This is a genomic window from Streptomyces sp. NPDC041970, assembly GCF_055588985.1.
Genome location: NZ_JBVJCD010000015.1, coordinates 24,058 through 49,216, shown reverse-complemented (window position 1 = coordinate 49,216; position 25,159 = coordinate 24,058). Strand labels below are relative to the sequence as shown.

Genomic DNA, 25,159 nt, shown 5'->3' with positions numbered 1-25,159 from the left:
GGTCAGCGGGCCGTGCGGCGCCGGGGGGCGCGGCCCAGGCCGAGCGCGCGGGCGATGTTGTTCTTCTGGATCTCGTTGGTGCCGGAGAAGATCCGGGACGGCAGCGCGTCGCGCAGGAACTCCTCCGCCTCCCCGTCCACGATCCCGAGCCCGCCGCGCAACTGCACGGCGTCCAGACCGAGTTGTACGGCCGCCTCGCTGACGGCGATCTTGGCGAGCGCGGGGTCGACCTCGTCCTGGCTGCCCTCGTCGAGGCCGACGGCGGCGCGGAAGAGCAGCAGCCGCGCCGCCTCGTAGCGCAGGGTCATGTCGACGATGCGGTGGCTGACCGCCTGGAAGGACCCGATGGGGGCGCCGAACTGCTCGCGCTGCCGGACGTGGTCGATGGTGGAGTCCAGCAGCCGCCGCATACCCCCGAGGTACGCGGCGAAGAGGCAGGTGCGCTCCCAGCGCATCGAGGAGGTGAACACGGCGGCCCCGCCGCCCTCCGCGCCCAGGACCTGGTCGGCGGGGACGGCGACGTCCTGGAGGTGGACGTCGGCGGTCGGCGAGCCGCGCAGGCCGACCTTGTCGTACGGGCGGCCGACCGTGAGGCCGGGCGTGCCCGCCTCGACGAGGAAGGAGGTCACCCCGAAGAAGCCGCCCTCGGGGTCGGTGACGGCCTGGACGAGGAAGACGTCGGCGACCGGGGCGTTGGTGGTGAAGCACTTCTCGCCGTTGAGGACGTAGTGGTCGCCGTCCCGTACGGCGCGGGTGCGCAGGCTGAAGGTGTCCGAGCCGGCCTCCGGCTCGGTGATGCCGTGGGCGGCGATCCGCTCGCCGGAGGCGAGCGCCGGCAGCCACCGCTTCTTCTGCTCGGTGGTCCCGAACTCCACCAGCGGCATCAGGCAGGCGTACAGGTGAGCGGCGACGGAGAAGGCGAAGCCGGTGTCCCGGCAGCCGCGGCCGAGCGCCTCCATCAGCGCGGTGGCGCTGACCGCGTCCAGCCCCGAGCCGCCGAACTCGTCGGGGACGCAGGTGCCGGTGGCGCCCTGCCGTCCGGCCAGCCGCCACCGGCGGCGGAAGTCGTCGGCGTCGAACGCCTCGGGCGCCCGCAGCCTCTTCTCGGCGAAGTCGGTGAGCGTGGCGCACATCTCTTCGGTGTCGCGGTCGAGGGTGAAACTGATCAGCGGTCTCATCGGCGGTGGTCCGTCCCGTCCTTCGGTGCGTCGTCGCGGTCGGCGCCGGGCGCTCCCGGCTCCTCGACCAGCAGGTGGTAGTCGATGCCGCCGGTGCCGAAGGAGCTGACCGCCGCGCGGCGGGGCCGGCCCGGCGTGGCCGGCCACGCCGCGGCGCGGGTGCGGAGCACGGCCGGCAGCTCCTCCAGCGCCAGCGCCGGGTTGGGCTCGTGGAGGTTGGTGTTCGGGGGCAGCGTCCTCGAGCGCAGGGCGAGCAGCGTGCGCAGGAGGCCGGCCCCGCCCGCGGCGGCGAAGGTGTGGCCCACGAAGCCCTTCGCGGAGCCGATCTCCAGCGGGCGGGCCCGTCCGGGCCCGCCGTAGACCCGGCCGGTCGCGGTGATCTCCACCCGGTCGCCGACCTTGGTGCCGGTGCCGTGCGCCTCCAGGTAGTCCACCTCCGACGGGGCGTGGCCGACCTGGGCGAACGCCTGGCGCATCGCCCGGACCTGGCCGTCCGCGTCGGGGGCGATCAGCGACTTGGCGTCGTTGGCGGCGCCCATGCCGGTGAGCAGGGCGACGATCGCGTCCCCGTCCCGCTCGGCGTCCGAGCGCCGCTTGAGCAGGAACAGCGCGCACCCGTCGCCGGGCGTGAAGCCGTCGGCGCCGGCGTCGAAGGGGGTGATGCGGGTGTGGGAGAGCAGGCCGAGCGCGGAGCAGAGCACCATGTCCCGCGACGAGCAGGGCAGTTCGACCCCGCCGGCCAGGGCGTAGTCCGCGGCGCCGTTGCGCAGGGCGGTCATCGCGGTGTCCAGGGCGGCGAGCGAGGAGGCGCAGGCGGCCTCCACCGCCATCGGCACGGCGTCCAGCCCGTACACCCCGGCGAGCAGCGCCGCCGAGCCGCTGGCCAGGGCTCCGTCGAAGGTGTGGGGCGTCGGCCCGGCCGGTCGGCCGTAGCCCCGCCGGGCCGCCTCCAGGAGTCGGTCGACCTCCGCCGCGGAGAGCGCCTTGAAGGCGGTCAGACCCCGGACGTGCTCCTCCAGCTCCCCGATCGAGGCGTCCACGTGGGCCTGCCGGTCGGCGGCGAGGCCGAGGTTGCCGGCCAGGGCGATCAGCCCGCGCCCGGTGAGCGGTCCCCCGGCCCGGCGGCCGAACAGCTCGGCCGCGACCGCCAGCACCATGCGCTGGGCGGCGTCCATCGCCGCGTACCGCTCGGGGCCGATCGACGCGCCCGGCGGCGGGGAGAGCGGGACCGGGGCGTGTCCGCCCAACTCCGTGTAGCTGTGGGTGAGGCTCAACGCGCCCGGCGCGTAGTGCAGTTCGCGGTCCAGCCGGTCCGGCGGAACCGGGCGCAGCCGGTCCTGGCCGTCCAGCATGAGCCGCCAGTAGGCGTCGGCGTCCTCCGCGTCGGCGAACCGCCCCCCGTAGGCGACGACGGCGATCGGCTCGGGGCGCGCGCCGGTGCGCGGCGCCGCCCGCGTCGCCGCCGTGCCCCCGCGAGGGGCGGCCGGGCGCGGCACGTGCTCCTCCAGGACCAGGTGGCACAGGGTCCCGGTGATCGACGCCCCGCTGACGGCGGCCCGCCGGGGCGCGGAGCCCTCGGGCGCCGCCCAGGCGGCGGCGGCCACCGGACCGCTGCGGGTGCGGTGCGCGGGCAGTGTGCGGTGGTGCAGCGCGAGCGCCGCCGTCGTGACCGCGGCCAGCCCGGCGTGCGCGAAGGTGCGCCCGATCCGGTGGCGTACGGTGCCGATGACCGGCGCGTCCGCGCCGAACCCGCCCTCCAGCGCCTCCCGTTCGCGGGCGTCGGCCTCGCCGGACGCGGTGCCGGCGCGCTCGACGTACTGGACCGCGCCGGGCCCGGACGCGCGGTGGGCGGCGCGGGCGGCCTCGCGGTGCCGCTCGGCCGAGGTCTCGTGGCGGAACGCGCCGGCGCGGCCGCGGTGGCGGATGCCGCTCCCCGCGATCACGGCGTAGATCCGGTCGCCGTCCCGCTCGGCCGCGGCCAGCGGCTTCAGCAGCAGCGCGCCCACGCCCTCGGAGAGGTCGTCGGCGGGGGAGGAGTCGCCGTGCGCGGGCGGCGGGAGCCCCTTGGCCCGCAGCAGCGCGGCCAGCACCCCGCTCTCGTACAACTGCCCGGTGACGACCAGGGCGCGCTCGGCGAGCCCGGCGCGCAGCGACCCGAGGGCCTGGTCCAGCGCGAGGAAGGACGTGGCGTCGGCGGACTCCACGGCGAGCGTCCGGCCGCGCAGCCGGAACGCCGACGCTATGCGGGCCGGGATGGTGCTCGTCATCTCGCCGACCCGGTCGTGCGGGGCCGCGCCGAGGCTCCCCCGCAGCAGCCCGCGCAGCTCCTCGGCGGCCTGGGCCGCGTTCTCGGCCGCCCTCGGGACGCCCAGGGCGAGCGCGGCCCGCTCCACCTCGCGGGCGTAGCCGCTGCCCGCGATGCGCAGCGCGTTGGCGTACTGCCGGTCGAGGCCGAAACAGGCGCCGACCACGACGTCGGTGCGGTCGTCCGCACCGGCCGGGCCGGCCCCCGCGTCCGCCAGGCACTGGTCGGCGGCCTCCAGCATCAGCAGTTGCAGCCGCGCCAGCGAACGCGCCTGGACCGGCGGGATGCCGAAGCGGGCCACGTCGACCGCGGGCTCGTCCGGCGCCCAGCGCGCCGGCTGCCGCGTTCCGTCGGATGCGTTCCGTACCCATGCCCAGTAGGCCTCAGCCCCCACTGCCCGAGGAGTGAGCGCGGCGATTCCGATGATAGCCGTTCGCTCTGGTCCGGTGTTTTCCTGCTGAACGCAGGATGCGACTTCGGAGTGCATGACGGGCAACTCCAGATTTTATCGTTCGGCCGGTTGGCGAAAATCCGTGGAAACGTACCACAGGAATACGGCGTCCAGGGGAGGGGGCGGCTGTCGTCCCGCACGGTGCGCGAAGTCCGGCCAAGGCCCGTGCCCCGGCTGTGCGGATTTCCGTCCGAAGTCCGCGGCCCGCCTCCGGCCCGGAGCCCGTGCACCCCGTTTGACCTGGGCAGATGGGCGCGACAGCCGATTGACATCGGAATCTCAGCGGGATGCAAGCTGCGTCTGCGACGGTTGTCCCGGCTCGGCGTCCTGTCGAATACAAGTGTAAGGCGGCCATGATTACTGAGCAGTCGATCATCGAATACATAGCCGCGGTCTGGCTTGATGGTGACACTGAGGGACTGGATGCCGAAACGCGTCTCACCGAATTGGGCATCATCGATTCCGCCGCGATTTTCGACCTGGTGCACTTCCTGCAGAGCGAATTCCGTATCACGGTGCCGTTGCACGAGGTCGCGCCGAAGAACTTCCAGTCGGTCAGCGCCGTGACCGAGCTCGTGGACCGCATCCGGAACGAGAGGGAGGCCGCCCGATGACGGAGCCGGCGGACACCACCGAGGGCCCCTCGCCCATCCACCGCCAGGTCGTCGAGATCGTCGCGTCCCGCACGCTGTACGACACCGCGCGCCTGACGCCGGAGAGCGACCTGGAGGGCGAGCTGGGCATCGACTCCGTGGTGCTGGAGTCGATCCTCCAGGCGCTGAGCGAGCACTTCGGCCTGGAGAGCGACTGGGAAGCGGCCCCGACGACCCTGCGGGAGCTGGTGGCGGACGTGACCGCCGCGCTCGCCGCGCGCGAGGGCGGGGACGGCGTGGACGGTGGGGACGAGCTGCTGCGGACCCTGGTCGACACGGCCGTACGGCACACCCACTACCAGCGCCACCAGCTCGGCCTGGACGCCGACTTCGAGAGCGAGCTGGGCATCGACTCGGTCGTCCTCACCTCGATCATCGCGGACACGGCCGACGCCGCCGGCATCCCGCAGGAGGCGACCACCGCCGTCCAGGCCACCACGCTGCGCAAGCTGCACGCCGAACTGGCGTCCCTGCGCCCGCTGGACGGCCGGGAGACGGCGGCGGACGGACCGGACGCGTGGGACGGCCGCTCCATGAAGGACTTCATGGAGGAGCGGGACCCCGACCTCTTCGCCAAGGCCCGCTCGTTCCGCCGCTACCGCGCCCGCCGCGAGCAGGAGAAGCTCTACTGGTACGGGATGCCGCACCGCGCCATGAGCGGCAGCCGCGCGGTGATGTACGACGACCTGGAGGGCCGGGAGCGCGAGTTCCTGATGTTCGCCTCCAACAACTACCTGGGCCTGGCCAACCACCCCAAGGTCATCGAGGCGATCTGCGACGCCACCGGCGCGTTCGGAGCCACGCACACCGGCTCCCGCATCATCGGCGGCACCAACGAGCTGCACCGCGAGCTGGAGCGCCGGCTCGCCCGCCTCAAGGGCCGGGAGGCGTGCGCGGTCTTCCCCGGCGGGTACTCCGCCAACCTCGGCGTCATCTCCGGCCTGGTCAAGAGCTACGACGCGGCCGTCGTCGACCGGCTCAACCACATGAGCATCGTCGACGGCTGCAAGCTCTCCGGCGCGGTCCGCAAGATCTACCGCCACAACGACATGGCCGACCTCGAACGCGTGCTCCAGCGCTGCGCCGGCGAGGTCATGGGGAAGCTGATCATCGCCGACGGCGTGTTCAGTATGCACGGCGACGTCTGCGACCTGCCCGAGATCGTGCGGCTGGCACGGGAGTACGGCGCGCGCGTGCTGGTCGACGACGCGCACGCCACCGGCGTCCTGGGCGAGCGCGGCACCGGCACCGCCGAGCACTTCGGGCTCAAGGGCCAGGTCGACCTGGAGCTGGGCACGATGAGCAAGACCCTGGCCGGGATGGGCGGCTTCGTCGTCGGGGACGAGGACGTCATCGACTACCTCCGCTTCTACGCGAACTCCTACGTCTTCGCGGCGAACATCCCGCCCGGCACCGCCGCCGGGCTGATCGCCTCCATCGACGTCATGGAGGCCGAGCCGGAGCGCGTCACCCGGCTCTGGGACAACATCCGGACGCTGCGCTCCGCGCTCCTGGACGCCGGGTTCGACCTGGAGCGGACCGAGAGCGCCATCCTCCCGATCGTCATCGGCGACGAGCGCACCGCGATGGAGATGGGCCGGGCCGTACGGGCGCGCGGACTGTTCTGCCAGACCGTGGTCTTCCCCGGCGTCCCTCTGGGCGACGCGCGGCTGCGGGTCAGCGTCACCAGCGAGCACACCGCCGAGGACCTGCGGGAGGCCGCGGGCGTCTTCGTCGAGGCCGGACGCGAGGTCGGGGTGCTGCCCCCGGCCGAGCGGTGAGGGGGGCGCCGTGAAGAACGCCCGGAAGGGGAGCGTCTCCGTGATCCGGCTGCCGCGCGGACTGGACGAGGGCGAACGCGCCCGCCCCGCGCTGGTCGGCGAGGAAACCGTCTCGTACGGCGAGCTGACCCGGCGCGTCGACGGGCTCGCCCGGTGGCTGCGCGAGGCCGCCGGCCCCGGCGATCGGGTGGCTGTCTGGCTGGACAAGCAGCCGCGCTACGTGGAGGCGGTGCTCGCCGCCCTGGAGACCGGCTGCGTGTACGTGCCGCTCGACGGGGCCCAGCCGGTCGGCCGGGTGGCGACGATCCTCGGCGACTCCTCGCCCACCGTGCTGTTCACCGACCGGGCGCGGTGGGGGCGGCTCACCGCGGAGCGCCTGCCCCCGTCGCTGCGCGCCGTCGTCCTGGCCGACGGGGCGGAGGACGGCGGGGCCGAGGAAGCCGGAGCGGCCCGGCTCCGCGCCTGGCCCGCACCCGCCCCCGCCGGCGCGGCGGCGCCCGGCGGACGGCCCGTCGACCCCGACGACCTGGCCGCCCTCCTCTACACCTCGGGCTCCACCGGCACACCGAAGGGGGTCAAGATCTCCCACCGGAACCTGGCCAACTTCGTCGGCTGGGCGCTGGAGGAGCTGGACGTGGGCCCGGCGGACGTCTTCGCCAACCACGCCTCGTTCAACTTCGACCTCAGCACCTTCGACCTGTTCACCGCGCTCGCCGCGCGGGCCGCGCTGTGGGTGGTCCCGGACGCGGGGGCCAAGGACGTCTCCGCGCTCGCCTCCGGCATCCGCCACCACGGCGTCACCGTCTGGTACTCGGTGCCCTCGATCCTGCACCTGCTCACCGCCTCGGGCGCGCTGACCGCCGAGCACACGGCCACGCTGCGGTACGTCCTGTTCGCCGGCGAGGTCTTCCCGATGGCCCAGCTCACCCGGCTGGCCGAGGTGCTGCCGCCCCGGACCGCGCTCTACAACCTCTACGGGCCGACCGAGACCAACGTCTGCACCTACCACCGGGCCACCCCGGACGACCTGCGGCGGGAGCACCCGCTGCCGATCGGAGCCCCGATCAAGGGCGCCCACGTCCGGGTCGAGGACGAGGACGGCGGCGCCGTCACGGACCCGTCCCGGCCGGGCGAACTCGTCGTCTCCGGCGCGTGCGTCACCCCCGGCTACTGGGGCCGGGAGCACGAGCCGGCCGCCGAGGACCACCGGGCCGGCCGCCACCGCACCGGCGACCTGGTCGCGTACGAGGACGGCCTGCTGGTCTACCGGGGCCGCAAGGACCGGATGGTCAAACTCTCCGGCTACCGCGTCGAGCTGGGCGAGGTCGAGTCGGCCGTCCTGCGCCACCCGGCCGTCCAGGACGCGGCGGTGATCACCACCGGGGAGGGCGGCCGGGCCCGGATCGCCGTCTACTACGTCCCGCGCGAGGGCGCGAAGCCGCCCAACCTGCTCCAGCTCAAACAGCACTGCACGGTCTACCTGCCGCCCTACATGCTGCCGCACGCGGCGACCCGGCTGGCCGACCTGCCGCGCAACGCCAACGGCAAGACCGACTACCGCGCCCTGGCCGCCGCCGTCCGCCCGCTGCCCTGACGGCCCGCCCCGCCCGGCCGCCGCCCGCCGCATCCCACACCACCGAGGACACCGTGCCCCCAGCCGAACCGCCCGCACGCGCCGACGGACCGTGGTTCCCCGAGGGGGCCCCCGGCCCCGGCGGCCCGGACGCGCTGCCGCTGGTGTGCTTCCCGTACGCGGGCGGCACCCCGTCGGTCTTCCACCGCTGGGCCGGCCCGCTCGGCCCCGGCGTACGGATCGCGGCCCCGCTGCTGCCCGGCCGCGGGCTCCGGCTGGCACAGGAGCCGTTCACCGCGATGGGCCCGCTGGTCGACGCCCTCGCCGAGGCGCTGACGGACCGGGGCCTCGACGCGGGCTGCGCGTTCTTCGGCCACAGCATGGGCGCGGTGCTGGCGTACGAGGTGGCGTGCGCCCTGCGCGAGCGCGGCCGGCCGGGGCCGAGGGGGCTCTTCCTCTCCGGCAGCCGGGCCCCGCACGCCTACGGCGACCGCCGCGACAGCGAGCTGCCGGAGCGGGAACTCGTCGCCCTGCTCGGCGACCTGGGCGGACTGGGCGCCGGACCCGGCGCCGTACGCCAGGCGTTCCTGCGCCGCCGGCTGCCCGCGCTCCGCGCCGACCTGCGGGTCTGCGACCACTACCGGTGGCGGCCGAGGGACCCGCTGGACGTGCCCCTGACCGTCATGACCGGGGCCGACGACCCGCTGGCCCGCCCCGAGCAGGCCGCGTCCTGGCGCCCGTACACCACCGCCGCGTTCCACCGGCGCACCTCGCCCGGCGGCCACTTCTACCTGCTCGACGAACCGACCCGAGACCTCTTCCTGCGCGAACTGCGCCGCTGGTGCGCAGGGACCACCCCCGCCGGTCCGGGCCCCCGCGCCCTCGCCGGACCCGACCGCACACCCCCGAGGTACTCATGACGCCGACCGGACACCGCTCCCGCACCGCCTCGCCGCTGACGACCGCGGCGACGGTCGCCAGGCTGCTCCGCTCCCCCCGGATCAGGCTGCTCCTGTCCCTCTCGGGCAAGCTGGTCATCCCGGTGTACCGGGCGGCCTTCCTGACCGCCGCGGCCGGCAGCGGAGTGCTGCGCCGACTCGCCGAGAGCCCCGCCGACCTGGAGACCCTCGCCGCGGAGCTGGGCGTCCGGGGCGACGCGCACCGGCTCGGCCGCTGGCTCGACACCGGTGTGCGGCTCGGCCAGTTGCGGTCGCACCACGGCAGGTACGCGCTGCGCGGCCGGCTCGCCAAGCAGCTCGCCCGCGTGGAGAACGACGCGGCCGCCGGCGCGCTGGAGGAGGTCGTCCGCTTCCACTGCCCGGTGCTCCTGGACGCCCCGCGCATGGCGCGCGAGAACCGCTCGTTCAGCCTGGGGGACCAGGACGGCGCGGTCATCGCCCGCTCCTCGCTGGTGGTGCAGCCGTTCATCGAGGAGGCCGTCTCCCGTGTCCTGGACCGGCACGGCCCCGTACGGCTCCTGGAGATCGGCTGCGGCAGCGGGGTGTACGTGCGCCACGCCGCCGCGCTCAACCCCCGGCTGACCGCGCTCGCCGTCGACCTCCAGCCCGAGGTGGCCGCCGAGGCGGCCCGCAACATGGTCCGCTGGGGCATCGCCGACCGCGTCACCACCCGCCAGGGCGACCTGCGCGACCTGGAGCCGGACGGGCGCTACGACCTGGTCACCCTGCACAACAACATCTACTACTTCCCCGAGTCCGACCGGGTCGAGGCGCTCGCCCGCGCCCGCGCGGCCCTGGCCCCCGGCGGCCGGCTGCTGCTCACCACCTCCTGCCGGGGCGGCAGCCCGAGCCTCGAAGTCCTCAACCTGTGGTTCGAGTTCGCGGACTTCGGCGGGCCGCTGCCGGTGGAGGAGGAGCTCGTCGCGCAGATGAGGAAGGCGGGGTTCACCGACGTGGAGGCCCACCGGATCGTCCCCGGAGAGCAGTTCCGCGCCTTCGTCGGCGCCAACTCCTGACACCTGCCACCCGCACCGCCCCTTCTGGAGGTTCCGCATGACCGCCACCGACGGCACCCCGACCACCGAGGCCCCCGAGGGCGACACCGAGTTCGTCGTCGTCCTCGGCTCCGGCGCCCCCGTCATCACCGAGCACCTGGGCGGCAAGGCCGCCCGGCTCGGCGAGATGATCGAGGCGGGCGTGCCCGTCCCGCCCGCCTTCTGCCTCACCACCCGGCTGTTCCGGCGCTTCCTGGACGAGTCCGGACTGGCCGAGGAGCTGCGGTCCGGCGACACCCCGGCCCGCAAGGAGATCGTCGCGCGGGAGCTGCCGGAGCCGATCGCCCGGATGATCCTGGACGCCTACGCGGCGCTGGGGCGGCCCCGCGTGGCGGTGCGGTCCTCGGCGAGCAAGGAGGACTCGGCCGACCAGTCCTTCGCGGGCCAGCACGACACGGTCCTCGACGTCGGCGGCGACGAGGCGGTGCTGCACGCGGTGAAGGAGTGCTGGGCCTCCCTGTGGTCGGACCGCGCCACGGTCTACCGGGACGACCCCGCCTCGGTCGGCTCGATGGCCGTGGTCGTCCAGGAGATGGTCCACGCGGACGTGAGCGGGGTGCTCTTCACCGTCGACCCGATGGGCGGCCGGCCGCACCGCATGGTGGTGGAGTCCTGCTGGGGCCTGGGCGAGGGGCTGGTGTCGGGCAAGGTCACCAGCGACCTGTTCGTGGTGGACGACCGCACCCTGGAGGTCGTCGAGCGGCGCGTGCGCTACAAGGTCACCCGGTGCGCGGCCGTGGAGCCCGGCCGGGTGGCGCTGGTGAAGGTGGACCCCGCCCGGCGCGACCGGCCCACCCTCACCACCGAGCAGCTCGGCGAACTGGCCCGGCTCGCCGTGCAGGTGCGCGACAGCTACGGCGCCGAGCAGGACATCGAGTGGGTGCTCAAGGACGGCCGGATCTCCCTGCTCCAGACCCGGCCCATCACCACCGGGCCCCAGCCGCCGAGCCGGCACACCCCGTACGTCAAGGACGTGCCCGACCACGTCCGGCAGAACACCATGTGGTCGCGGATGGACATCGGCGAGATCTTCGTCGGCGGGATGACGCCGCTCGGCCTGAGCTTCGCCCGCTACTACCAGCGGCACATCCACGGCGACTGCGTCCGGTCCATCGGCGCCCGCGAGACCGGCGACATGGACCTGCACATGGGCTACCTCCAGGGCCACGTCTACCTGAACGTCTCCTACACCTCGCACGTCCTCACCCAGAGCCCGCCCACCAAGGACGCCGCCGTCTTCACCGAGCGCTTCGCCAGCGAGGAGGTGGACATGGCCTCCTACCGCTCCCCCTTCGGACAGTTCACCTCCGGCGCGCGCAGCGCGGTCGCCGCCGGGCACTGGGCGGCGAGCTTCGTCAAGGAGCTGGCCGGGATGCGCAAGCGGGCCGAGCGGATGGCCGCCTCCCGCCACCGCGCGTACGACCGGGCCCGCGCCCTGGACCTCACCCGGCTCGGCCGCGCCGAGCTGGGGGCCGAGTTCGACCGCTACCTGGCGTACTGCAAGGCGATGAACGTGGGCTACATGCCCTACTACATCAACGCCTTCGCCTTCTACAGCGCCTTCTCCGACCTGTGCGCCCAGTGGCTCGGCGACAAGGGCGCCAACCTGCAGAACCGCATCAAGACGGACATGTCCAACCTGCGGACCGTCGAGTCGGCCCGCGAGCTGTGGGAGCTGGCCCAGGAGGCGCGCCGCCGCCCCCGGGTGCTGAGGACCCTCGTGGAGTCGCCGCTGACGGACGTCGAGTCCGAGCTGCGCGCCACCGACGAGGGCCGCGCCTTCTGGGACGGGCACGTCGTGCCGTTCATGCGCGCCAACGGCACGCGGGGCCGCCAGGAGATGGAGCTGACCCACCCGCGCTGGGTGGACGACCCCGCGTACGTCTTCCAGATGGTCCGCCGCTACGCGCAGGACGAGCAGTTCTCCATCGACGACCTGCTGCGCGGCGACGGCGGCGTGGCGCGGGAGGCCGAGGCGGTGCTGCGCGACCTGCCCCTGCCCAAGCGGATCGTGCTGCGCCGGATCATGTCCCTCTTCGCCACCTGCAGCGAGCTGCGCGAGATCACCCGGATGGCGATGGTCACGTCGGTCTGGCTGGTCCGCACCGTCGTCTACGAGGTCGGCCGCCGGCTGGTGGACGAGGGCGTCCTGCACTCCGCGGACGACATCGCCTTCCTCGACTTCGAGGACGTACGCGCCTACCTCGGGAGCGACCGCGCCGCCGCCGACGTCTTCCCGCGGGCCGAGCTGGTCGAGCGCAGGCGCACCCACGAGTACCACAACAGGCTGCCCGAGCCGCCGCTCACCTTCATCGGGGAGTACGACGTCACCCAGGCCCTGCGCGCCCCGGAGGACGGCACGCGCCTGGAGGGCCTGGGCTCCAGCCCCGGCCGGATCGTCGGCCGGGCGCGGATCATCGAGGACCTGGCCTGGCAGGCCGACGAGTTCCAGCCGGGGGAGATCCTCATAGCCCGCTTCACCGACGCCTCCTGGACCCCGCTGTTCGCCATCGCGGGCGGCGTGGTCACCGACATCGGCTCGATGCTCTCGCACAGCTCGATCGTCTCGCGCGAGTTCGGGCTGCCGTCCGTGGTGAACTGCAAGCACGCCACCCAGCGGATCTCCACCGGCGACATGATCCGCGTGGACGGCGACGCCGGTCTCGTCGAGGTCGTCGAGCCCGCCGCCGCACCGGACGCGCCGGGCCCGGACGCGCTGGGGGGCTGACCGTGCCGCTCCCGCCACCGGCCCCGGCGGCCCCGCCCGCCGGGCGCCACGCGCTCCTGGCGGGCCTGGAGGACCGGCTGCGGCTGGACGCCGAGCGGCCCCTGCTGGTCCACCGCGCGCCGGGGCCGCTCACCTTCGCCGTGGTCTCCGTCGCCTGGCTGCGCGCCCTGGCCCCCGAGGCGGTGGAGCACCTGGCCGACACCCGGCTCAGCCCGGTCGAGCGGGCCGTCCACCGCGGGCTGCCGCTGCCCAAGCGCCGGTCCGAATGGCTGGCGGGCCGGCTCGCCGTCAAGTACGCGGTCGCCGACCACCTCCAAAGGACCGGCCCGCACACCGGGGGCGGCGGGCCCGCCCTCCGCGAGATCGTCGTGCGCGCGGTCCCCGACGGGCCGCGGGCCGGCAAGCCCTTCGTCCGACAGGCCGCCCACATCGCGCTCTCCCACTCGCTCGACCACGCCGTCGCCGTCGCCGGCGCCCACCCGCTCGGCATCGACCTGGAGGGGCGGCCGATGGGGCCGCACCTGGCCCGGATGCTCGCCGTGCCCGGCGGCGAACACGCCCCGGCCGGGCTGCGGCGGGTCGCCCGGATGCCCCTGGCGCTGCGCTGGGCCTGCCGGGAGGCGGTCGTCAAGTACACCGGCGTCGCCGGGCGCGAGGCGCTCCACCAGGTCCGGATCACCGACTGGCACGGCGACGGCGTCTTCCGCTGGACCCCCGGCGCCGCCCTGCTCCGGCACTGCCGCGGGGCCGACGGCCTGCCGGCCCACGGCTGGGCCCGCCGGCTCGGCGCCTACGCACTGGCTGTCACATGGAGGTAGGACCCCCCTTGGCCCCCGCTGAAACCCCTTCGACCCCCACCCTGGTCACCTGCGGCGACTTCGGCCGAGCGCTGCGGTCCGCCGCCGAGACCGCCCGGCTCGCCCCGTCCTCGCACAACTGCCAGCCCTGGGCGCTGGTCGCCCTGAGCAGTCCGGAGGCCCGCGCGAGCGCCGCCCGGCTGCTGGACGCGTCGGGCGGCTCCGGCCCGCGCGAGGGCAGCGAGTACGTCGCCGTCGTGCTCGACCGCGACCGGCAACTGGACTCGCTGGCCGCCCACGAGCTGGAGATGCTGGTGAGCTGCGGCGCGTTCGCCCACCTGCTGGTCCAGTCCCTGGCCTGCCAGGGCTGGTGGCTGGAGCGCCACGTGCTCACGGACGAGCCCGGCGGCTGGGCGTACCGCGGCGTCCCCGCCCCGGTGCGGGCGCTGGGCGCGGCCGGGTGGCGCCCCGGCTGGTCGCTGATGGCCGTCCTGGAGCTGCGCTACGCGGGCGTGCCGCAGGGGAGCCTGACGGAGTGGCAGCGCCTCGCGGCGGCCCGCCGGACCAACCGGGGCCCCTACACGGACCGGGAGGTCGGCGCCGACGCCCTGAGCCGGCTCCAGCACGCCGCGCGGGGCCTGCCCGCCCGGGCGCCGGTGGCCGTGCGCCACCTCACCTCCCGCGCGGACCGCGACCGGTTCGTCGCCTTCGTCTCCCGCCACGCCCACCGGGACTTCAGCGACCGGGCCGCCTGGCGCGAGACGTACGCCTACGTCCGGCCCACCCGCGCCGAGGCCGAGCGCCGAGGCGACGGGTTCAGCCTGAGCCAGCTCTTCGGCCCGCTCCACCCGCTGCGCGCCCTGATGCTGCGCACCGCGCTGCGCCCGGACACCATGCGCCTCCTCCGGCACGCCGGCTACCCGCGCCTGCTGGCCCGGCGGATGGCCGCCGCGATCCGCCCCACCCCGGCCATCGTCGCCCTGGGCCTCACCGGGACCTCGCCCAGCGCGGCCGACGCGCTGCGCGGCGGCGCGCGGCTGGCCGACTACTGGCTGGCGGCGACCCGCGAGGGGCTGTCGCTGCACCCCGTCAGCATCGTCCTCCAGCACGAGGACCTGCGCCGGCGGCTCCAGGCCGAGCTGTCGCTGCCCGGCCGCACGTTCTTCGTCAGCCGCCTCGGCCACGCCGCGTCCGACTTCCCCCCGGCCCCCCGGCGCGCGGCGGAGAGCTTCACCGTCGCGCTGTAGTCGCGGGCGGGCGAGGCACACTGCAGGGGTAGACAGCCGCGACGCAGAGGACGGACGCATGATCACGCTGAAGAAGGAAGACGGACCGGCGGACCTGGGCGGGGTGACCCACCTGTCCATCGGGGTGTCCTGGGACCCGACCGTGGGCAGCAGCGGCGGGCTGATGGGCAAGCTCCGGCAGAAGGCCGGGACCGACCTGGACCTGATCGCCATCGCGATGCAGGGCGCGGACCCGGTACGGCTGGCCGGGCTGGACTCCCTGGACCCGCTGGGCAACGGCTCGCTGGTGCACAGCGGCGACAACCAGAGCGGGCACGGGGACGGCGACGACGAGACCGTGACCGTCGAGTTCGCGCGGGTGCCGCAGAACATCACGTCCATCGTGTTCGTGGCCGCCGCGTACAAGAAGCGCAGCGCCTTCCAGAACGCGCGCAACATCAGCTTCAAGGTGTACGACGCGACCGGCGGCAGCACGCAGCAGGTCGCCGACATCTGGCCGAGCCTGCTGACCAAGGACAACGGCTGCGCCGTGGCCAAGGCGGTGCGCGCCGGCGCGGACTGGAAGCTCGAGGTGATCAACGAGACCGGGAAGATCAAGCAGGGCGACGAGCAGGACCTGATGCGCTTCGCGGCGAGCAGGTAGCCGGGAGCACGGCGAACGCCCTCCGACCCGCGGGGAACGGGTCGGAGGGCGTTCGCGTACGCCGGAGGAGTGCGCCCGGAGCGCGCGGGCGGGACCCGCGCCGGGTCAGGGGCGGTCGTCCAGGCCGGGGAGCTCCGCTTCGACCGCCTCCGCCTCGTCCGCCTTGGCCTTGGCGTCGGGGTCGAGGTCCGCGCGGTCGCCGTCGACGGCGCTGAGGGGGGAGCGCTCGTCGATGACCTCGGTGGGCGCGGGCGGCTCGACCAGCCAGTCCGGGTTGGCCTGCTTGTCCCACCAGCGCCACGCGGCGTACGCGCCGCCCGCGAGGGCGCCCAGGATCAGCAGCCCCTTGAGGGAGCGGCCGGTCCGGGCGCGCCGCTCGTGCTTCCTGGCGAGCTTCTGGATCTCCTGGGCCGTGACCGGGCTGCGCAGCGCGGCCAGGGCGGCGGCGCTGCGGGCGGAGGCGTGCTCGGCCAGCGGCTGGGCGACGGCGCGGGCGTGCTCGACGCGGGGGGCGGTGTAGTCGGCGGCGTTCCGCGCGGCCTTCCGGGTGGAGGCCGCCGCGCGCTGGGCGGCCTCGTCGACCTTCGGCGGCACATGGGTGAGGGCCTGCTCTAGGCGCGGCGCGAGGTGGGACGCGTACTGGACGCGGGCCTGCTGGGCCGCCTTCGTCACCTTGGGCGCGAGCCGGGCACGGGCCTCGTACGCGTAATGGGCCGCCTGCTCCTTGGCCGTGTCGGCGTAGGGCGCCACCACTTCCGCGGCGTGCTGCGCGCTCTCCTTCGCCGAGTCGGTTGCGGCGCGCACGCTGTCGATGCGGGTCACGTGATCCTCCTCCTTGGTGGCGGGTAGGTACTCCGCCTGTCCGCCCAGTTCGAAATCATGCCTGTGACGGCCATGATCGGCAGCCGGGGCGGGCATCCGGGTCATGTCGTCGTCTGCGGTCTCACGGTGCGTGGGAAGTGTGCCGCCGACAATGCCACGGTTCGCCCGCCGACGCGCCCTTCCCCCCGGCGACGGGCCGCGCGTTCACCGGGCCGTGGGAGTATCGGCGGACGTCAGATCGAGGATTACGGAAGGCGCGACGTGGCCGAGCAGCTTTACGCCACCCTGAAGACCAGCCGGGGCGACATCGAGATCCGGCTCCTGCCGAACCACGCCCCCAAGACGGTCAGGAACTTCGTCGACCTGGCCACCGGGCAGCGGGAGTGGGTGAACCCCGAGACAGGTGAGACGACCACGGCCCGCCTGTACGACGGCACCGTCTTCCACCGCGTCATCAGCGGGTTCATGATCCAGGGCGGCGATCCCCTGGGCAACGGCACCGGGGGCCCCGGCTACAAGTTCGCCGACGAGTTCCACCCGGACCTGGCGTTCACCAAGCCGTATCTGCTGGCCATGGCCAACGCGGGGCCGGGGACGAACGGCTCGCAGTTCTTCCTGACCGTGTCGCCCACCGCGTGGCTGACCGGCAAGCACACCATCTTCGGCGAGGTGGCCGACGAGGCGGGCCGGAAGGTCGTCGACGCCATCGCGGCCACCGCGACCAACCCGCGCACCGACCGCCCCCTGGAGGACGTCGTGATCGAGTCGGTGGTCGTCGAGACCCGCTGACGCCCGCCGCCGGGAACCAACCGGCGCGTCCGTCCGTAGTGCTTCATGGCGGGGCGGCGGCGGTCTCCGCGCCATGAAGCACTGCGGACGAGGACGAGAGGCAGGCCAGGACCGATGGACCAGCAGCCGCCGGCGGAGCGCGACGGTGCGGCGGGCGAGCGGCCGGCCCCGACCTGCTACCGCCACCCCGACCGCGAGACCGGCGTCCGGTGCACGCGCTGCGAGCGGCCGATCTGCCCCGCCTGCATGGTCAGCGCCTCGGTCGGCTTCCAGTGCCCCGACTGCGTGCGGCAGGGTTCGGGCACCGGCCACCACCCGGCGGCGAGCCGGCCGCGCACGCTCGCGGGCGGCTCGGTGGCGGCCGACCCGCGGTTGGTCACCAAGATCCTGCTCGGCCTCAACCTCGCCGTCTTCGTGGTGGTCGCCGCCGCCGGGCCCGCGCTGCTCGGCGACCTGATCCTGTTCGGCCGGGCCTGGGACCCGACCCCGCCGCCGGGGGCCGTCGCGGGCGTCGCCGAGGGCCAGTGGTACCGCCTGGTCACCTCGATGTTCCTGCACCAGGAGGTGTGGCACATCGGGTTCAACATGCTGGGGCTGTGGTGGCTCGGAGGCCCGCTGGAGGCGGCGCTCGGCCGGGCCCGCTATCTCGCGCTCTACCTGCTGTCCGGCCTCGCGGGCAGCGCCCTGACCTACCTGATCGCCGATCCCCACCAGGGGTCGCTCGGCGCGTCCGGCGCGATCTTCGGCCTGCTGGGGGCCACCGCGGTCCTGATGCGCCGGATGAACCAGGACATGCGCCCGGTGCTGGTGCTGCTCGCGCTCAACCTGCTCTTCACCTTCACCTGGGGCGGCATCGCCTGGGAGGCGCACATCGGCGGCCTGGTCGCGGGCGTCGTCATCGCCGGCGGCATGGTGCACGCCCCGCGCGAGCACCGCACGGCCGTCCAGGTCGGCGTCTGCGCCCTCGTCCTGCTGGCGACCGCCGGGATCGTCGTCGCCCGGACGATGGCGCTCACCTGACCCTGCCCCGTCGGCCCACAGCGGGTGACGAACACGCGGAATCAGCGGGTCCCCTTCCGCTCATGCGAGCGCGAAGGGGCTCTTTGCCCCCAGGCAGAGCCCAGTTGTCCACAGTGTCGGATGACTGGTGTGCACGGCAAGGGGAACATCTGTGCCCACCATCGCTGAGCTGGGGATTCCCTTGGCGCGACACGGCGCAGCCCCCTCGGGTGGAGGGGGCTGCGGTCACACCGGCGTCAACATGGCGAGACGTTATCCACAGATCGTCTGACCTTTTCCCCTGCCTGTGGATAACTCTGTGGGTAACTCAGGGCAAGGCTTGCGCGAGGAGGTGGGGAGCGGGTACAGGACCCGTCCGCTTCGGAAGCGGGGCTACTTCCACTGGGTGGAGACGGCGAAGCCGCCGGCGATGAAGCCGAAGCCGACCACGATGTTCCAGTTGCCCAGGGAGTCGACCGGCAGATTGCCCTCGGTCACGTAGAACACCACGATCCAGGCGAGCCCGATCAGGAACAGCGCGAGCATCACCGGGGCGACCCAACTGCGGTTGGTCAGCCTGATGGTCGTTGCCTGCTTCGCCGAAGGCGGCGTGAAGTCGGCCTTCTTGCGGATACGTGACTTCGGCACGAGGGACTCTCCTGTCGATGCGCTGCGTGACCGCGCAGGGATCTGTGGCGGGCGCCGGGGGCGGGTGCCTGGGGGAATGCCGCCTCCCCCGAGCGTCCGTTAGCGTAGTGCTTCCCTGGCGCCTGATGAGATAAGGGTACGTTGAGCAATTCCGCCGACTCCCCCGAAGGCCCGGTCCGGCACCCGTCCGCGTGGGCCGCCCGGGCGCTCACCGCCGCCGTCTTCGCCCTGGCCGGACTGATCTTCGTCACCAGTGCCAACACGGCCAAGGGCACCAACCTGCGCAGCGACTCCTCCCTGCTCAAGCTCTCCGACCTGATCCGGGAGCGCAGCGAGAAGAACGCGGCGCTGAACGAGTCCAGCGCCGCCGTGCGCGCGGACATCGACGCCCTCGCCCAGCGCGACGACGGCTCCACGAAGGCCGAGGACGCGGCCCTGGCGGCCCTGGAGAAGGCGGCCGGCACCACGAGGATCACCGGTGACGCCGTCAGCGTCACCCTCGACGACGCCCCGCCCGACGCCACCGCCAACCCCGGCTACCCCGAGCCCCAGCCCAACGACCTGGTCATCCACCAGCAGGACCTCCAGGCCGTGGTCAACGCCCTGTGGCAGGGCGGGGCGCGCGGCATCCAGGTCATGGACCAGCGGTTGATCTCCACGAGCGCCGTCCGCTGCGTCGGGAACACGCTGATCCTCCAGGGCCGTGTCTACTCCCCGCCCTACAAGGTCACCGCCGTCGGCGACCCCGGCAGGCTCAGGCGGGCCCTGGACCACTCCACCGCGATCCAGAACTACCAGCTCTACGTGAAGGCGTACGGGCTGGGCTGGAAGGTCGACGAGGACGACGCGGTCACCCTGCCCGGCTACTCGGGCACGGTGAACCTCCACTACGCGCGCCCCGCGGAGTGAGCCCGGACCGGGCCGCGGCGCACGCCGCCGCCCGCGCGTCCGCCGGGGCGGGGGCCGCCGGCTTTCCCCGGCCGCCCCACGCTCCCCCCGCGGCCCTCTAGTCTGGTGCGGACACCGAACGGAGGGATCAGCGTGTACGGATGGATCTGGCGGCATCTGCCGGGCAACGCGTGGGTGCGGAGCGCCCTTTCGCTGGTGCTCGTGCTGGCGGTCGTCTACGCGCTGTTCCAGTACGTGTTCCCGTGGGCGGAGCCGCTGCTCCCGTTCGGAGACGTGACCGTCGACGGCGAGAGCGCCGGTGGATCGGGAGCCGGCCGGTGAGCGCGCGCATCCTCGTCGTGGACAACTACGACAGCTTCGTCTTCAACCTCGTCCAGTACCTCTACCAGCTCGGCGCCGCGTGCGAGGTGGTGCGCAACGACGAGGTGAGCCCCGCCCACGCCCAGGACGGCTTCGACGGGGTGCTGCTCTCGCCGGGCCCCGGCACGCCCGAACAGGCCGGCGTCTGCGTCGAGATGGTGCGCCACTGCGCCGACACCGGCGTCCCGGTCTTCGGCGTCTGCCTGGGGATGCAGTCCATGGCGGTCGCGTACGGCGGGGTCGTCGACCGGGCCCCCGAGCTGCTGCACGGCAAGACCTCGCCGGTGGAGCACGCGGGGCAGGGCGTGTTCGCCGGGCTGCCCTCCCCGTTCACCGCGACGCGCTACCACTCGCTCGCCGCCGACCCCGGCGCGCTGCCCGCCGAGCTGGAGGTCACCGCCCGCACGGCGGACGGCATCGTCATGGGGCTGCGCCACCGCGACCGGGCGGTGGAGGGCGTGCAGTTCCACCCCGAGTCGGTGCTGACGGAACACGGCCACCTGATGCTCGCCAACTGGTTGGAGCAGTGTGGGGACCGGGGGGCCGTCGCGCGGTCGGCGGGGCTCGCGCCGGTGGTGGGCAAGGCCGTCGCGTGACCGAGGGCCGCCCCGAGGACGCCGGACAGGAGGCTCCGCGCGCGCAGGAGCCGTACGGGCCCGACGGCGCGCTCACGGCGGCGGTGGACGGCCTCGCGGACCCGCTCAACGATCCGCTGCCCGGCGGGCACACCTCCCCGTGGTTCCGAGCGGAGGCCCGCCCGGCGGACCGCGGCCCGGACGGACCGGGCGAGGCGCCCCGTAAGGCGCAGCAGCCCTCCTACGAGCCCCGAGAGTGGTACGACCCCGAGGGGTTCCGCCGGGACTGGTACGGGCCCCAGCGGCCGCCTGAGCCCGTTCCGGGGCCGCCCCCGGCCGACGGCCCGGCGCGGACGCCCGCGACGACCGGCCGCCCGGCGCACAAGCCCGCCGGAGCCCCCGGCCCGGCGCACAAGCCCGCCGGAGCCCCCGGCCCGGCGCGTCCGGCGTCCGCCTCCCCGGCCGTCCCGAGGCCCGACGAGACGATGGTGCTCCGCCCGGCGACCCCCCGGCGGCCGACGCCCCCCGGCGACCGGGGCCCGACCCCCGAGCCCCCGACCCAGGTCCTCGGAGCCGTTCCCGCAGACCCGGCCACCCAGGTGCTCAGGGCCGTCCCGGCCGACCCGGCCACCCAGGTTCTCGGAGCGGTCCCGGCCGATCCCGCCACCCAGGTGCTCAGGGCCGTCCCGGCCGAACCGGCCGCACAGGTCTCCAGAGCCGTTCCCGCAGACCCGGCCACCCAGGTGCTCAGAGCCGTCCCCGCCGAGCCGCGCACCGAGGTGCTGAGCTCGGTCGCCGGGGGCTCCGGCGCGGGGTACGGGCAGGACGCGGCGGAGCCCCGTACGCCCCCCGTCTTGCCCGGCGGCGGGCGCGCCGAGCGGCGCAGGGCTGCCAAGGGACGCGGCCGGCGGCGTACGGAACCGCCCGCCGCGTCCGCCGCGCCCGCCGCGCCCGCCGCGCCGCTGTCGCGGGTCGAGGCGCGGCGCGCGGCGCGGGCGGCGAAGGACAGCCCGGCGGTGGTCGCCAGCCGGGTGGCCGGCGAGGTGTTCATCTCCCTCGGCGTCCTGATGCTGCTGTTCGTCGCCTACCAACTGTGGTGGACCAACGTCCGGGCCGAGCAGATCGCCGGCCGGGAGACGCACAGGATCCAGGACGGATGGGCCAACGGGAAGCGGAAGCCCGGCGTCTTCGCGCCCGGCGAGGGCTTCGCGATCATGCACATCCCCAAGTTGGACGTCGTCGCCCCGATCGCCGAGGGCATCGACAAGGAGAAGGTCCTCGACCGGGGGATGATCGGTCACTACGGCGAGGGCCGGCTCAAGACGGCCATGCCCGAGGACGAGCAGGGCAACTTCGCGGTGGCGGGCCACCGCAACACCCACGGCGAGCCGTTCCGCTACGTCAACACGCTGGTCCCCGGCGACCCGATCGTGATCGAGACGCGGGACGCGTACTACACGTACGAGATGGCCAGTGTCCTCCCGCAGACCTCGCCGTCCAACATCTCGGTGATCGAGCCGGTGCCGGTCGGCTCCGGCTTCAAGGGGCCGGGCCGGTACATCACGTTGACGACCTGCACCCCGGAATTCACGAGTACCTACCGGTTGATCGTCTGGGGCAAGATGGTCGACGAGCGGCCGCGCAGCAAGGGGAAGCCCGACGCGCTCGTCGGCTGAACATCCTCAGGACAGGGGCGGTGCGGTGGCAGCGAGGACCAAGCACGACGAGCGGACCGACGCGTCCGCGCCGCCCCCGGCGCGTCCCCGCCCCCGCCACCCCCTGGCGACGGCCGTCAGCGTCCTCGGCGAACTGCTGATCACCGTGGGCCTGGTCCTCGGCCTCTTCGTCGTGTACTCCCTGTGGTGGACCAACGTGCTCGCCGACCGCGAGGCCGACCAGCAGGGCGACACGGTCCGCAGCCGCTGGGCCGGCGGTCCGGGCGCGCTGGACACCAAGGACGGCATCGGCTTCCTGCACGTGCCCGCGATGAAGAACGGCGAGGTGCTCGTCAAGAAGGGCACCGACCCCGAATCCCTGAACAGCGGCGTCGCGGGCTACTACACCGACCCGATCGCGTCCGCCCTGCCCTGGGACGAGACGGGCAACTTCACGCTGGCAGCGCACCGGGACGGGCACGGCGCCCGGTTCCACAACATCCACAAGCTGACCGAGGGCGACGCGATCGTATTCGAGACCAAGGACACCTGGTACGTCTACAAGGTCTACGAGACGCTCCCGGAGACCTCGAAGTTCAACGTCGACGTCATCCGCCCGGTGCCCGAGGAGTCGGGCGTGAAGAAGCCGGGGCGCTACATCACGCTCACGACCTGCACCCCGGTCTACACCTCCCAGTACCGCTACATCGTGTGGGGCGAGCTGGAGCGCACGGAGAAGGTCGACCGGGACCGCACGAAACCGGCGGAGCTGCGCTGAGCCCTCCCGGCGGGGGAGCGCGGACGCGCCGAAGGGCCCCGGCCGCCATCGCGGTGGCCGGGGCCCTTCGACGTGTGCACGGGGCGTGGGCGCTACCCGCCGAACGCGCCTCCGAAGAGGCCGCCGCCCCCGCCCTGGTTGCCGTTGCCGTTGCCGTCGTCGTCCTCGCCCCCGCCGCCGCCGCCGTCGCCCGCGGTGGTGAGGAGGTTGACCGCGGAGTTCTTCGGCACCGGCTGGCCGACGCCCGGCTGGACGATGACCACCTTGGCGTCGTCCTCCTGCGGGCCCCGGATGCTGCCGACGGTCAGACCCGCCTGCTGGATCTGCGCCTTGGCCTCGGCGAGCGTCAGGCCCTGGACGGCCGGGACCTGGACCTGCTCGGGCTCCGGCGGGCCCTTGGAGACCTTGAGGACGATCTGCGCGTCCTCGGCCTGCTTGCCGGGCGCCGGGCTCTGCTCGACGACCGTGTCCTTGGGCTGGTCCGAGTCGACGTCGGTCCGCGAGATGTTGGTGAAGCCGATGCCCCGCAACTGCTGCTCCGCGGCCGCGTAGGTCCGGGTGCGCATGTCCGGCAGGTCGAGGGTGGCCTGCTTGGCGATCGTGAGGGTGATCTCCGCCCCCTCCTCGGCCTTCTCGCCGCCCGCCGGGTCCTGCTTGATCACCGTGTTCTCGGTCTTCTCGGACTCCGCCGTCGTGACGTTGACCGTGAAGCCCTTCTCCTCCAGCACCTGGCGGGCCCCGTCCTCGGACTTCTCCAGGACGTTGGGGACCTCGATCTTCGGAGCGCCGGCGGAGACGACGACCGTGACGGTGCCGTCCTTGTCCATCAGCGCGTCGCCCGCGGGCTCCTGGGAGCAGATCTTGCCCTTGTCCTGGTTCTCGCAGGGCTCCTCGGCGCCGACCTTCAGGACGACGCCGGCGTTGGCCGCGAGGCTCTGCGCCCGCTCCAGGGTGGCGCCCACCACGTGCGGCGCCTTGACCTGCTGCCCGTCGTCGTCGGTGGGGGCGAAGACGGCGCGGCCGATCAGGATCGCGCCGATGAGCACCAGGACGCCCGCGACGACCAGCAGGATCGTCGAGGTGTTGTTCTTCTTCTGGCGCCGCCGCCCCGGCCGGTCGTCGTAGCCGCCGTCCTCCGGGTTGACCGGGGGCAGCATCGAGGTCTGCGCGCTGTTCGGGTCGCTCGGGCGCAGGGCGGTGGTGGGCTGGTCGCCGGGGTAGCCGTCGTAGCCCCCGTACCCCACCGCGCCCATCGCCGCCGTGGCCGCGACCGGGCGCCCGTCGAGGCAGGCCTCGATGTCGGCGCGCATCTCGTCGGCGGACTGGTAGCGGTAGTCCGGGTCCTTGGTGAGCGCCTTGAGGACGATCGCGTCCATCTCGGGCGTGATCTCGGGGTCGAAGTTGCTCGGCGGCTGCGGCTCCTCCCGGACGTGCTGGTAGGCCACCGCGACGGGCGAGTCCCCGATGAACGGGGGCCGCACCGCGAGCAGCTCGTACAGCAGGCAGCCGGTGGAGTACAGGTCGGAGCGGGCGTCGACCTGCTCGCCCTTGGCCTGCTCCGGGGAGAGGTACTGGGCGGTGCCGATGACCGCGGCGGTCTGCGTCATCGTCATCCCGGAGTCGCCCATGGCGCGGGCGATGCCGAAGTCCATGACCTTGACCTGGCCGGTGCGCGTCAGCATGACGTTCGCCGGCTTGATGTCGCGGTGGACGATCTGCGCGCGGTGCGAGTACTCCAGGGCCTGGAGGATGCCGACCGTCATCTCCAGCGTGCGCTCGGGGAGCAGCCTGCGGCCGGAGTGCAGCAGTTCCCGCAGCGTGGACCCGTCGACGTACTCCATCACGATGTACGGGATGGAGACCCCGTCGACGTAGTCCTCGCCGGTGTCGTACACGGCGACGATGGCGGGGTGGTTGAGCGAGGCGGCCGACTGGGCCTCACGGCGGAACCGGGCCTGGAAGGACGGGTCGCGGGCCAGATCGGCCCGGAGCGTCTTCACAGCTACGGTGCGGCCGAGCCGGGTGTCGTGCGCGAGGTAGACCTCGGCCATGCCACCACGGCCGAGCACCGAGCCCAGCTCGTACCGGCCGCCGAGGCGACGCGGCTCTTCCATAACTGTTCCAGCCCTCTCCGTCAGTCCCGACCGCACCCGTGTGTGGTCCGCGGCGGTGCGCTGTTCGCGCATACGCTACCGGGCACGGGTGACGTGATCCGCCCGCACCCGGCAGCCGATATCCGACCGGTATCCGATGT

21 protein-coding genes are annotated in these 25,159 nt (G+C 73.9%); 16 read left to right on the top strand and 5 right to left on the bottom strand.

The features are described 5' to 3' along the window. Window positions 1-2: 2 nt before the first annotated feature. Window positions 3-1,178 carry an L-prolyl-[peptidyl-carrier protein] dehydrogenase gene (gene redW, locus ACZ6EJ_RS10960; RefSeq protein WP_469266214.1) on the bottom strand — a complete coding sequence of 392 codons (1,176 nt, stop codon included), beginning with the start codon at window positions 1,176-1,178 and terminating at the stop codon, window positions 3-5. Beyond that, window positions 1,175-3,970: a polyketide synthase gene (locus ACZ6EJ_RS10955; RefSeq protein ID WP_469266213.1), complete on the bottom strand. Its 2,796-nt coding sequence runs from the start codon at window positions 3,968-3,970 to the stop codon at window positions 1,175-1,177. The genes redW and ACZ6EJ_RS10955 overlap by 4 nt, the downstream gene beginning before the upstream one ends. Before the next feature lie 317 nt (window positions 3,971-4,287). Here ACZ6EJ_RS10955 and ACZ6EJ_RS10950 point away from each other — a divergent pair, with 317 nt between their 5' ends. From ACZ6EJ_RS10950 to ACZ6EJ_RS10910, 9 genes are read left to right on the top strand one after another with little or no spacing between them, the layout of a single operon-like run. Then, window positions 4,288-4,548 carry an acyl carrier protein gene (locus ACZ6EJ_RS10950; protein WP_469266211.1) on the top strand — a complete coding sequence of 87 codons (261 nt, stop codon included), beginning with the start codon at window positions 4,288-4,290 and terminating at the stop codon, window positions 4,546-4,548. Next, window positions 4,545-6,368 (top strand): aminotransferase class I/II-fold pyridoxal phosphate-dependent enzyme, encoded by a 1,824-nt coding sequence (locus tag ACZ6EJ_RS10945; protein ID WP_469266209.1) that lies wholly within the window; start codon window positions 4,545-4,547, stop codon window positions 6,366-6,368. The genes ACZ6EJ_RS10950 and ACZ6EJ_RS10945 overlap by 4 nt, the downstream gene beginning before the upstream one ends. Before the next feature lie 10 nt (window positions 6,369-6,378). Next, a complete protein-coding gene (locus ACZ6EJ_RS10940; protein ID WP_469266207.1) occupies window positions 6,379-7,962 on the top strand; it encodes an amino acid adenylation domain-containing protein in 1,584 nt (527 codons plus the stop codon). A 53-nt stretch (window positions 7,963-8,015) separates the two neighbouring features. Next, on the top strand, window positions 8,016-8,861 hold the full coding sequence (locus ACZ6EJ_RS10935) for a thioesterase II family protein (RefSeq protein WP_469266206.1): 846 nt from the start codon (window positions 8,016-8,018) through the stop codon (window positions 8,859-8,861). Continuing rightward, window positions 8,858-9,916: an SAM-dependent methyltransferase gene (locus tag ACZ6EJ_RS10930; RefSeq protein ID WP_469266204.1), complete on the top strand. Its 1,059-nt coding sequence runs from the start codon at window positions 8,858-8,860 to the stop codon at window positions 9,914-9,916. Before ACZ6EJ_RS10935 ends, ACZ6EJ_RS10930 begins: the two co-directional genes overlap by 4 nt. Window positions 9,917-9,953: 37 nt before the next feature. Further along, a complete protein-coding gene (gene redH, locus ACZ6EJ_RS10925) occupies window positions 9,954-12,683 on the top strand; it encodes an undecylprodigiosin ligase RedH (RefSeq protein ID WP_469266202.1) in 2,730 nt (909 codons plus the stop codon). Between the two features lie 2 nt (window positions 12,684-12,685). Next, window positions 12,686-13,501: a 4'-phosphopantetheinyl transferase family protein gene (locus tag ACZ6EJ_RS10920; RefSeq protein ID WP_469266200.1), complete on the top strand. Its 816-nt coding sequence runs from the start codon at window positions 12,686-12,688 to the stop codon at window positions 13,499-13,501. 8 nt (window positions 13,502-13,509) lie between these two features. Then, complete coding sequence (locus ACZ6EJ_RS10915; RefSeq protein ID WP_469266198.1) at window positions 13,510-14,727, top strand: nitroreductase family protein; 1,218 nt, start codon at window positions 13,510-13,512, stop codon at window positions 14,725-14,727. A 58-nt stretch (window positions 14,728-14,785) separates the two neighbouring features. After that, window positions 14,786-15,370 carry a TerD family protein gene (locus tag ACZ6EJ_RS10910; RefSeq protein ID WP_469266196.1) on the top strand — a complete coding sequence of 195 codons (585 nt, stop codon included), beginning with the start codon at window positions 14,786-14,788 and terminating at the stop codon, window positions 15,368-15,370. Window positions 15,371-15,475: 105 nt separating this feature from the next. Here the strand turns inward: ACZ6EJ_RS10910 and ACZ6EJ_RS10905 are convergent, their stop codons facing one another. After that, the gene (locus ACZ6EJ_RS10905) at window positions 15,476-16,192 is read right to left on the bottom strand and encodes a DUF5324 family protein (protein WP_469266195.1); all 717 of its coding nucleotides are present in this window, start codon (window positions 16,190-16,192) and stop codon (window positions 15,476-15,478) included. A gap of 261 nt (window positions 16,193-16,453) precedes the next feature. On the opposite strand from ACZ6EJ_RS10905, the gene ACZ6EJ_RS10900 reads away from it, so the two are divergent. Then, entirely contained in the window at window positions 16,454-16,981 is a 528-nt protein-coding gene (locus ACZ6EJ_RS10900; RefSeq protein ID WP_469266188.1) for a peptidylprolyl isomerase, read from the top strand. Window positions 16,982-17,095: 114 nt separating this feature from the next. Continuing rightward, window positions 17,096-18,001 (top strand): rhomboid family intramembrane serine protease, encoded by a 906-nt coding sequence (locus tag ACZ6EJ_RS10895; protein WP_469266186.1) that lies wholly within the window; start codon window positions 17,096-17,098, stop codon window positions 17,999-18,001. 372 nt (window positions 18,002-18,373) lie between these two features. Here the strand turns inward: ACZ6EJ_RS10895 and crgA are convergent, their stop codons facing one another. Beyond that, a complete protein-coding gene (gene crgA, locus ACZ6EJ_RS10890; RefSeq protein WP_469266185.1) occupies window positions 18,374-18,628 on the bottom strand; it encodes a cell division protein CrgA in 255 nt (84 codons plus the stop codon). Between the two features lie 141 nt (window positions 18,629-18,769). Here crgA and ACZ6EJ_RS10885 point away from each other — a divergent pair, with 141 nt between their 5' ends. The 5 genes from ACZ6EJ_RS10885 (at window position 18,770) to ACZ6EJ_RS10865 (ending at window position 22,905) form a co-directional block, all read left to right on the top strand. Further along, complete coding sequence (locus tag ACZ6EJ_RS10885; RefSeq protein ID WP_469266183.1) at window positions 18,770-19,537, top strand: DUF881 domain-containing protein; 768 nt, start codon at window positions 18,770-18,772, stop codon at window positions 19,535-19,537. A gap of 132 nt (window positions 19,538-19,669) precedes the next feature. Continuing rightward, a complete protein-coding gene (locus ACZ6EJ_RS10880; RefSeq protein WP_469266182.1) occupies window positions 19,670-19,858 on the top strand; it encodes a hypothetical protein in 189 nt (62 codons plus the stop codon). Continuing rightward, a complete protein-coding gene (locus ACZ6EJ_RS10875; protein ID WP_469266181.1) occupies window positions 19,855-20,493 on the top strand; it encodes an aminodeoxychorismate/anthranilate synthase component II in 639 nt (212 codons plus the stop codon). The genes ACZ6EJ_RS10880 and ACZ6EJ_RS10875 overlap by 4 nt, the downstream gene beginning before the upstream one ends. Then, a complete protein-coding gene (locus ACZ6EJ_RS10870; protein ID WP_469266179.1) occupies window positions 20,490-22,148 on the top strand; it encodes a class E sortase in 1,659 nt (552 codons plus the stop codon). The genes ACZ6EJ_RS10875 and ACZ6EJ_RS10870 overlap by 4 nt, the downstream gene beginning before the upstream one ends. 25 nt (window positions 22,149-22,173) lie before the next feature. Further along, window positions 22,174-22,905 carry a class E sortase gene (locus ACZ6EJ_RS10865; RefSeq protein ID WP_469266177.1) on the top strand — a complete coding sequence of 244 codons (732 nt, stop codon included), beginning with the start codon at window positions 22,174-22,176 and terminating at the stop codon, window positions 22,903-22,905. A gap of 92 nt (window positions 22,906-22,997) precedes the next feature. Here ACZ6EJ_RS10865 and pknB read toward each other — a convergent pair whose 3' ends face one another. Continuing rightward, complete coding sequence (pknB, locus tag ACZ6EJ_RS10860) at window positions 22,998-25,019, bottom strand: Stk1 family PASTA domain-containing Ser/Thr kinase (RefSeq protein WP_469266175.1); 2,022 nt, start codon at window positions 25,017-25,019, stop codon at window positions 22,998-23,000. Between the last annotated feature and the right edge of the window lie 140 nt (window positions 25,020-25,159).

Bases quoted from the DNA above. Each gene is read 5' to 3' on its own strand.
- redH (WP_469266202.1), top strand. From the start codon at position 9,954: ATGACCGCCACCGACGGCACCCCGACCACCGAGGCCCCCGAGGGCGAC.
- ACZ6EJ_RS10945 (WP_469266209.1), top strand. From the start codon at position 4,545: ATGACGGAGCCGGCGGACACCACCGAGGGCCCCTCGCCCATCCACCGC.
- ACZ6EJ_RS10955 (WP_469266213.1), bottom strand. From the start codon at position 3,970: ATGCACTCCGAAGTCGCATCCTGCGTTCAGCAGGAAAACACCGGACCA.
- ACZ6EJ_RS10910 (WP_469266196.1), top strand. From the start codon at position 14,786: ATGATCACGCTGAAGAAGGAAGACGGACCGGCGGACCTGGGCGGGGTG.
- ACZ6EJ_RS10950 (WP_469266211.1), top strand. From the start codon at position 4,288: ATGATTACTGAGCAGTCGATCATCGAATACATAGCCGCGGTCTGGCTT.
- ACZ6EJ_RS10895 (WP_469266186.1), top strand. From the start codon at position 17,096: ATGGACCAGCAGCCGCCGGCGGAGCGCGACGGTGCGGCGGGCGAGCGG.
- ACZ6EJ_RS10930 (WP_469266204.1), top strand. From the start codon at position 8,858: ATGACGCCGACCGGACACCGCTCCCGCACCGCCTCGCCGCTGACGACC.
- redW (WP_469266214.1), bottom strand. From the start codon at position 1,178: ATGAGACCGCTGATCAGTTTCACCCTCGACCGCGACACCGAAGAGATG.
- pknB (WP_469266175.1), bottom strand. From the start codon at position 25,019: ATGGAAGAGCCGCGTCGCCTCGGCGGCCGGTACGAGCTGGGCTCGGTG.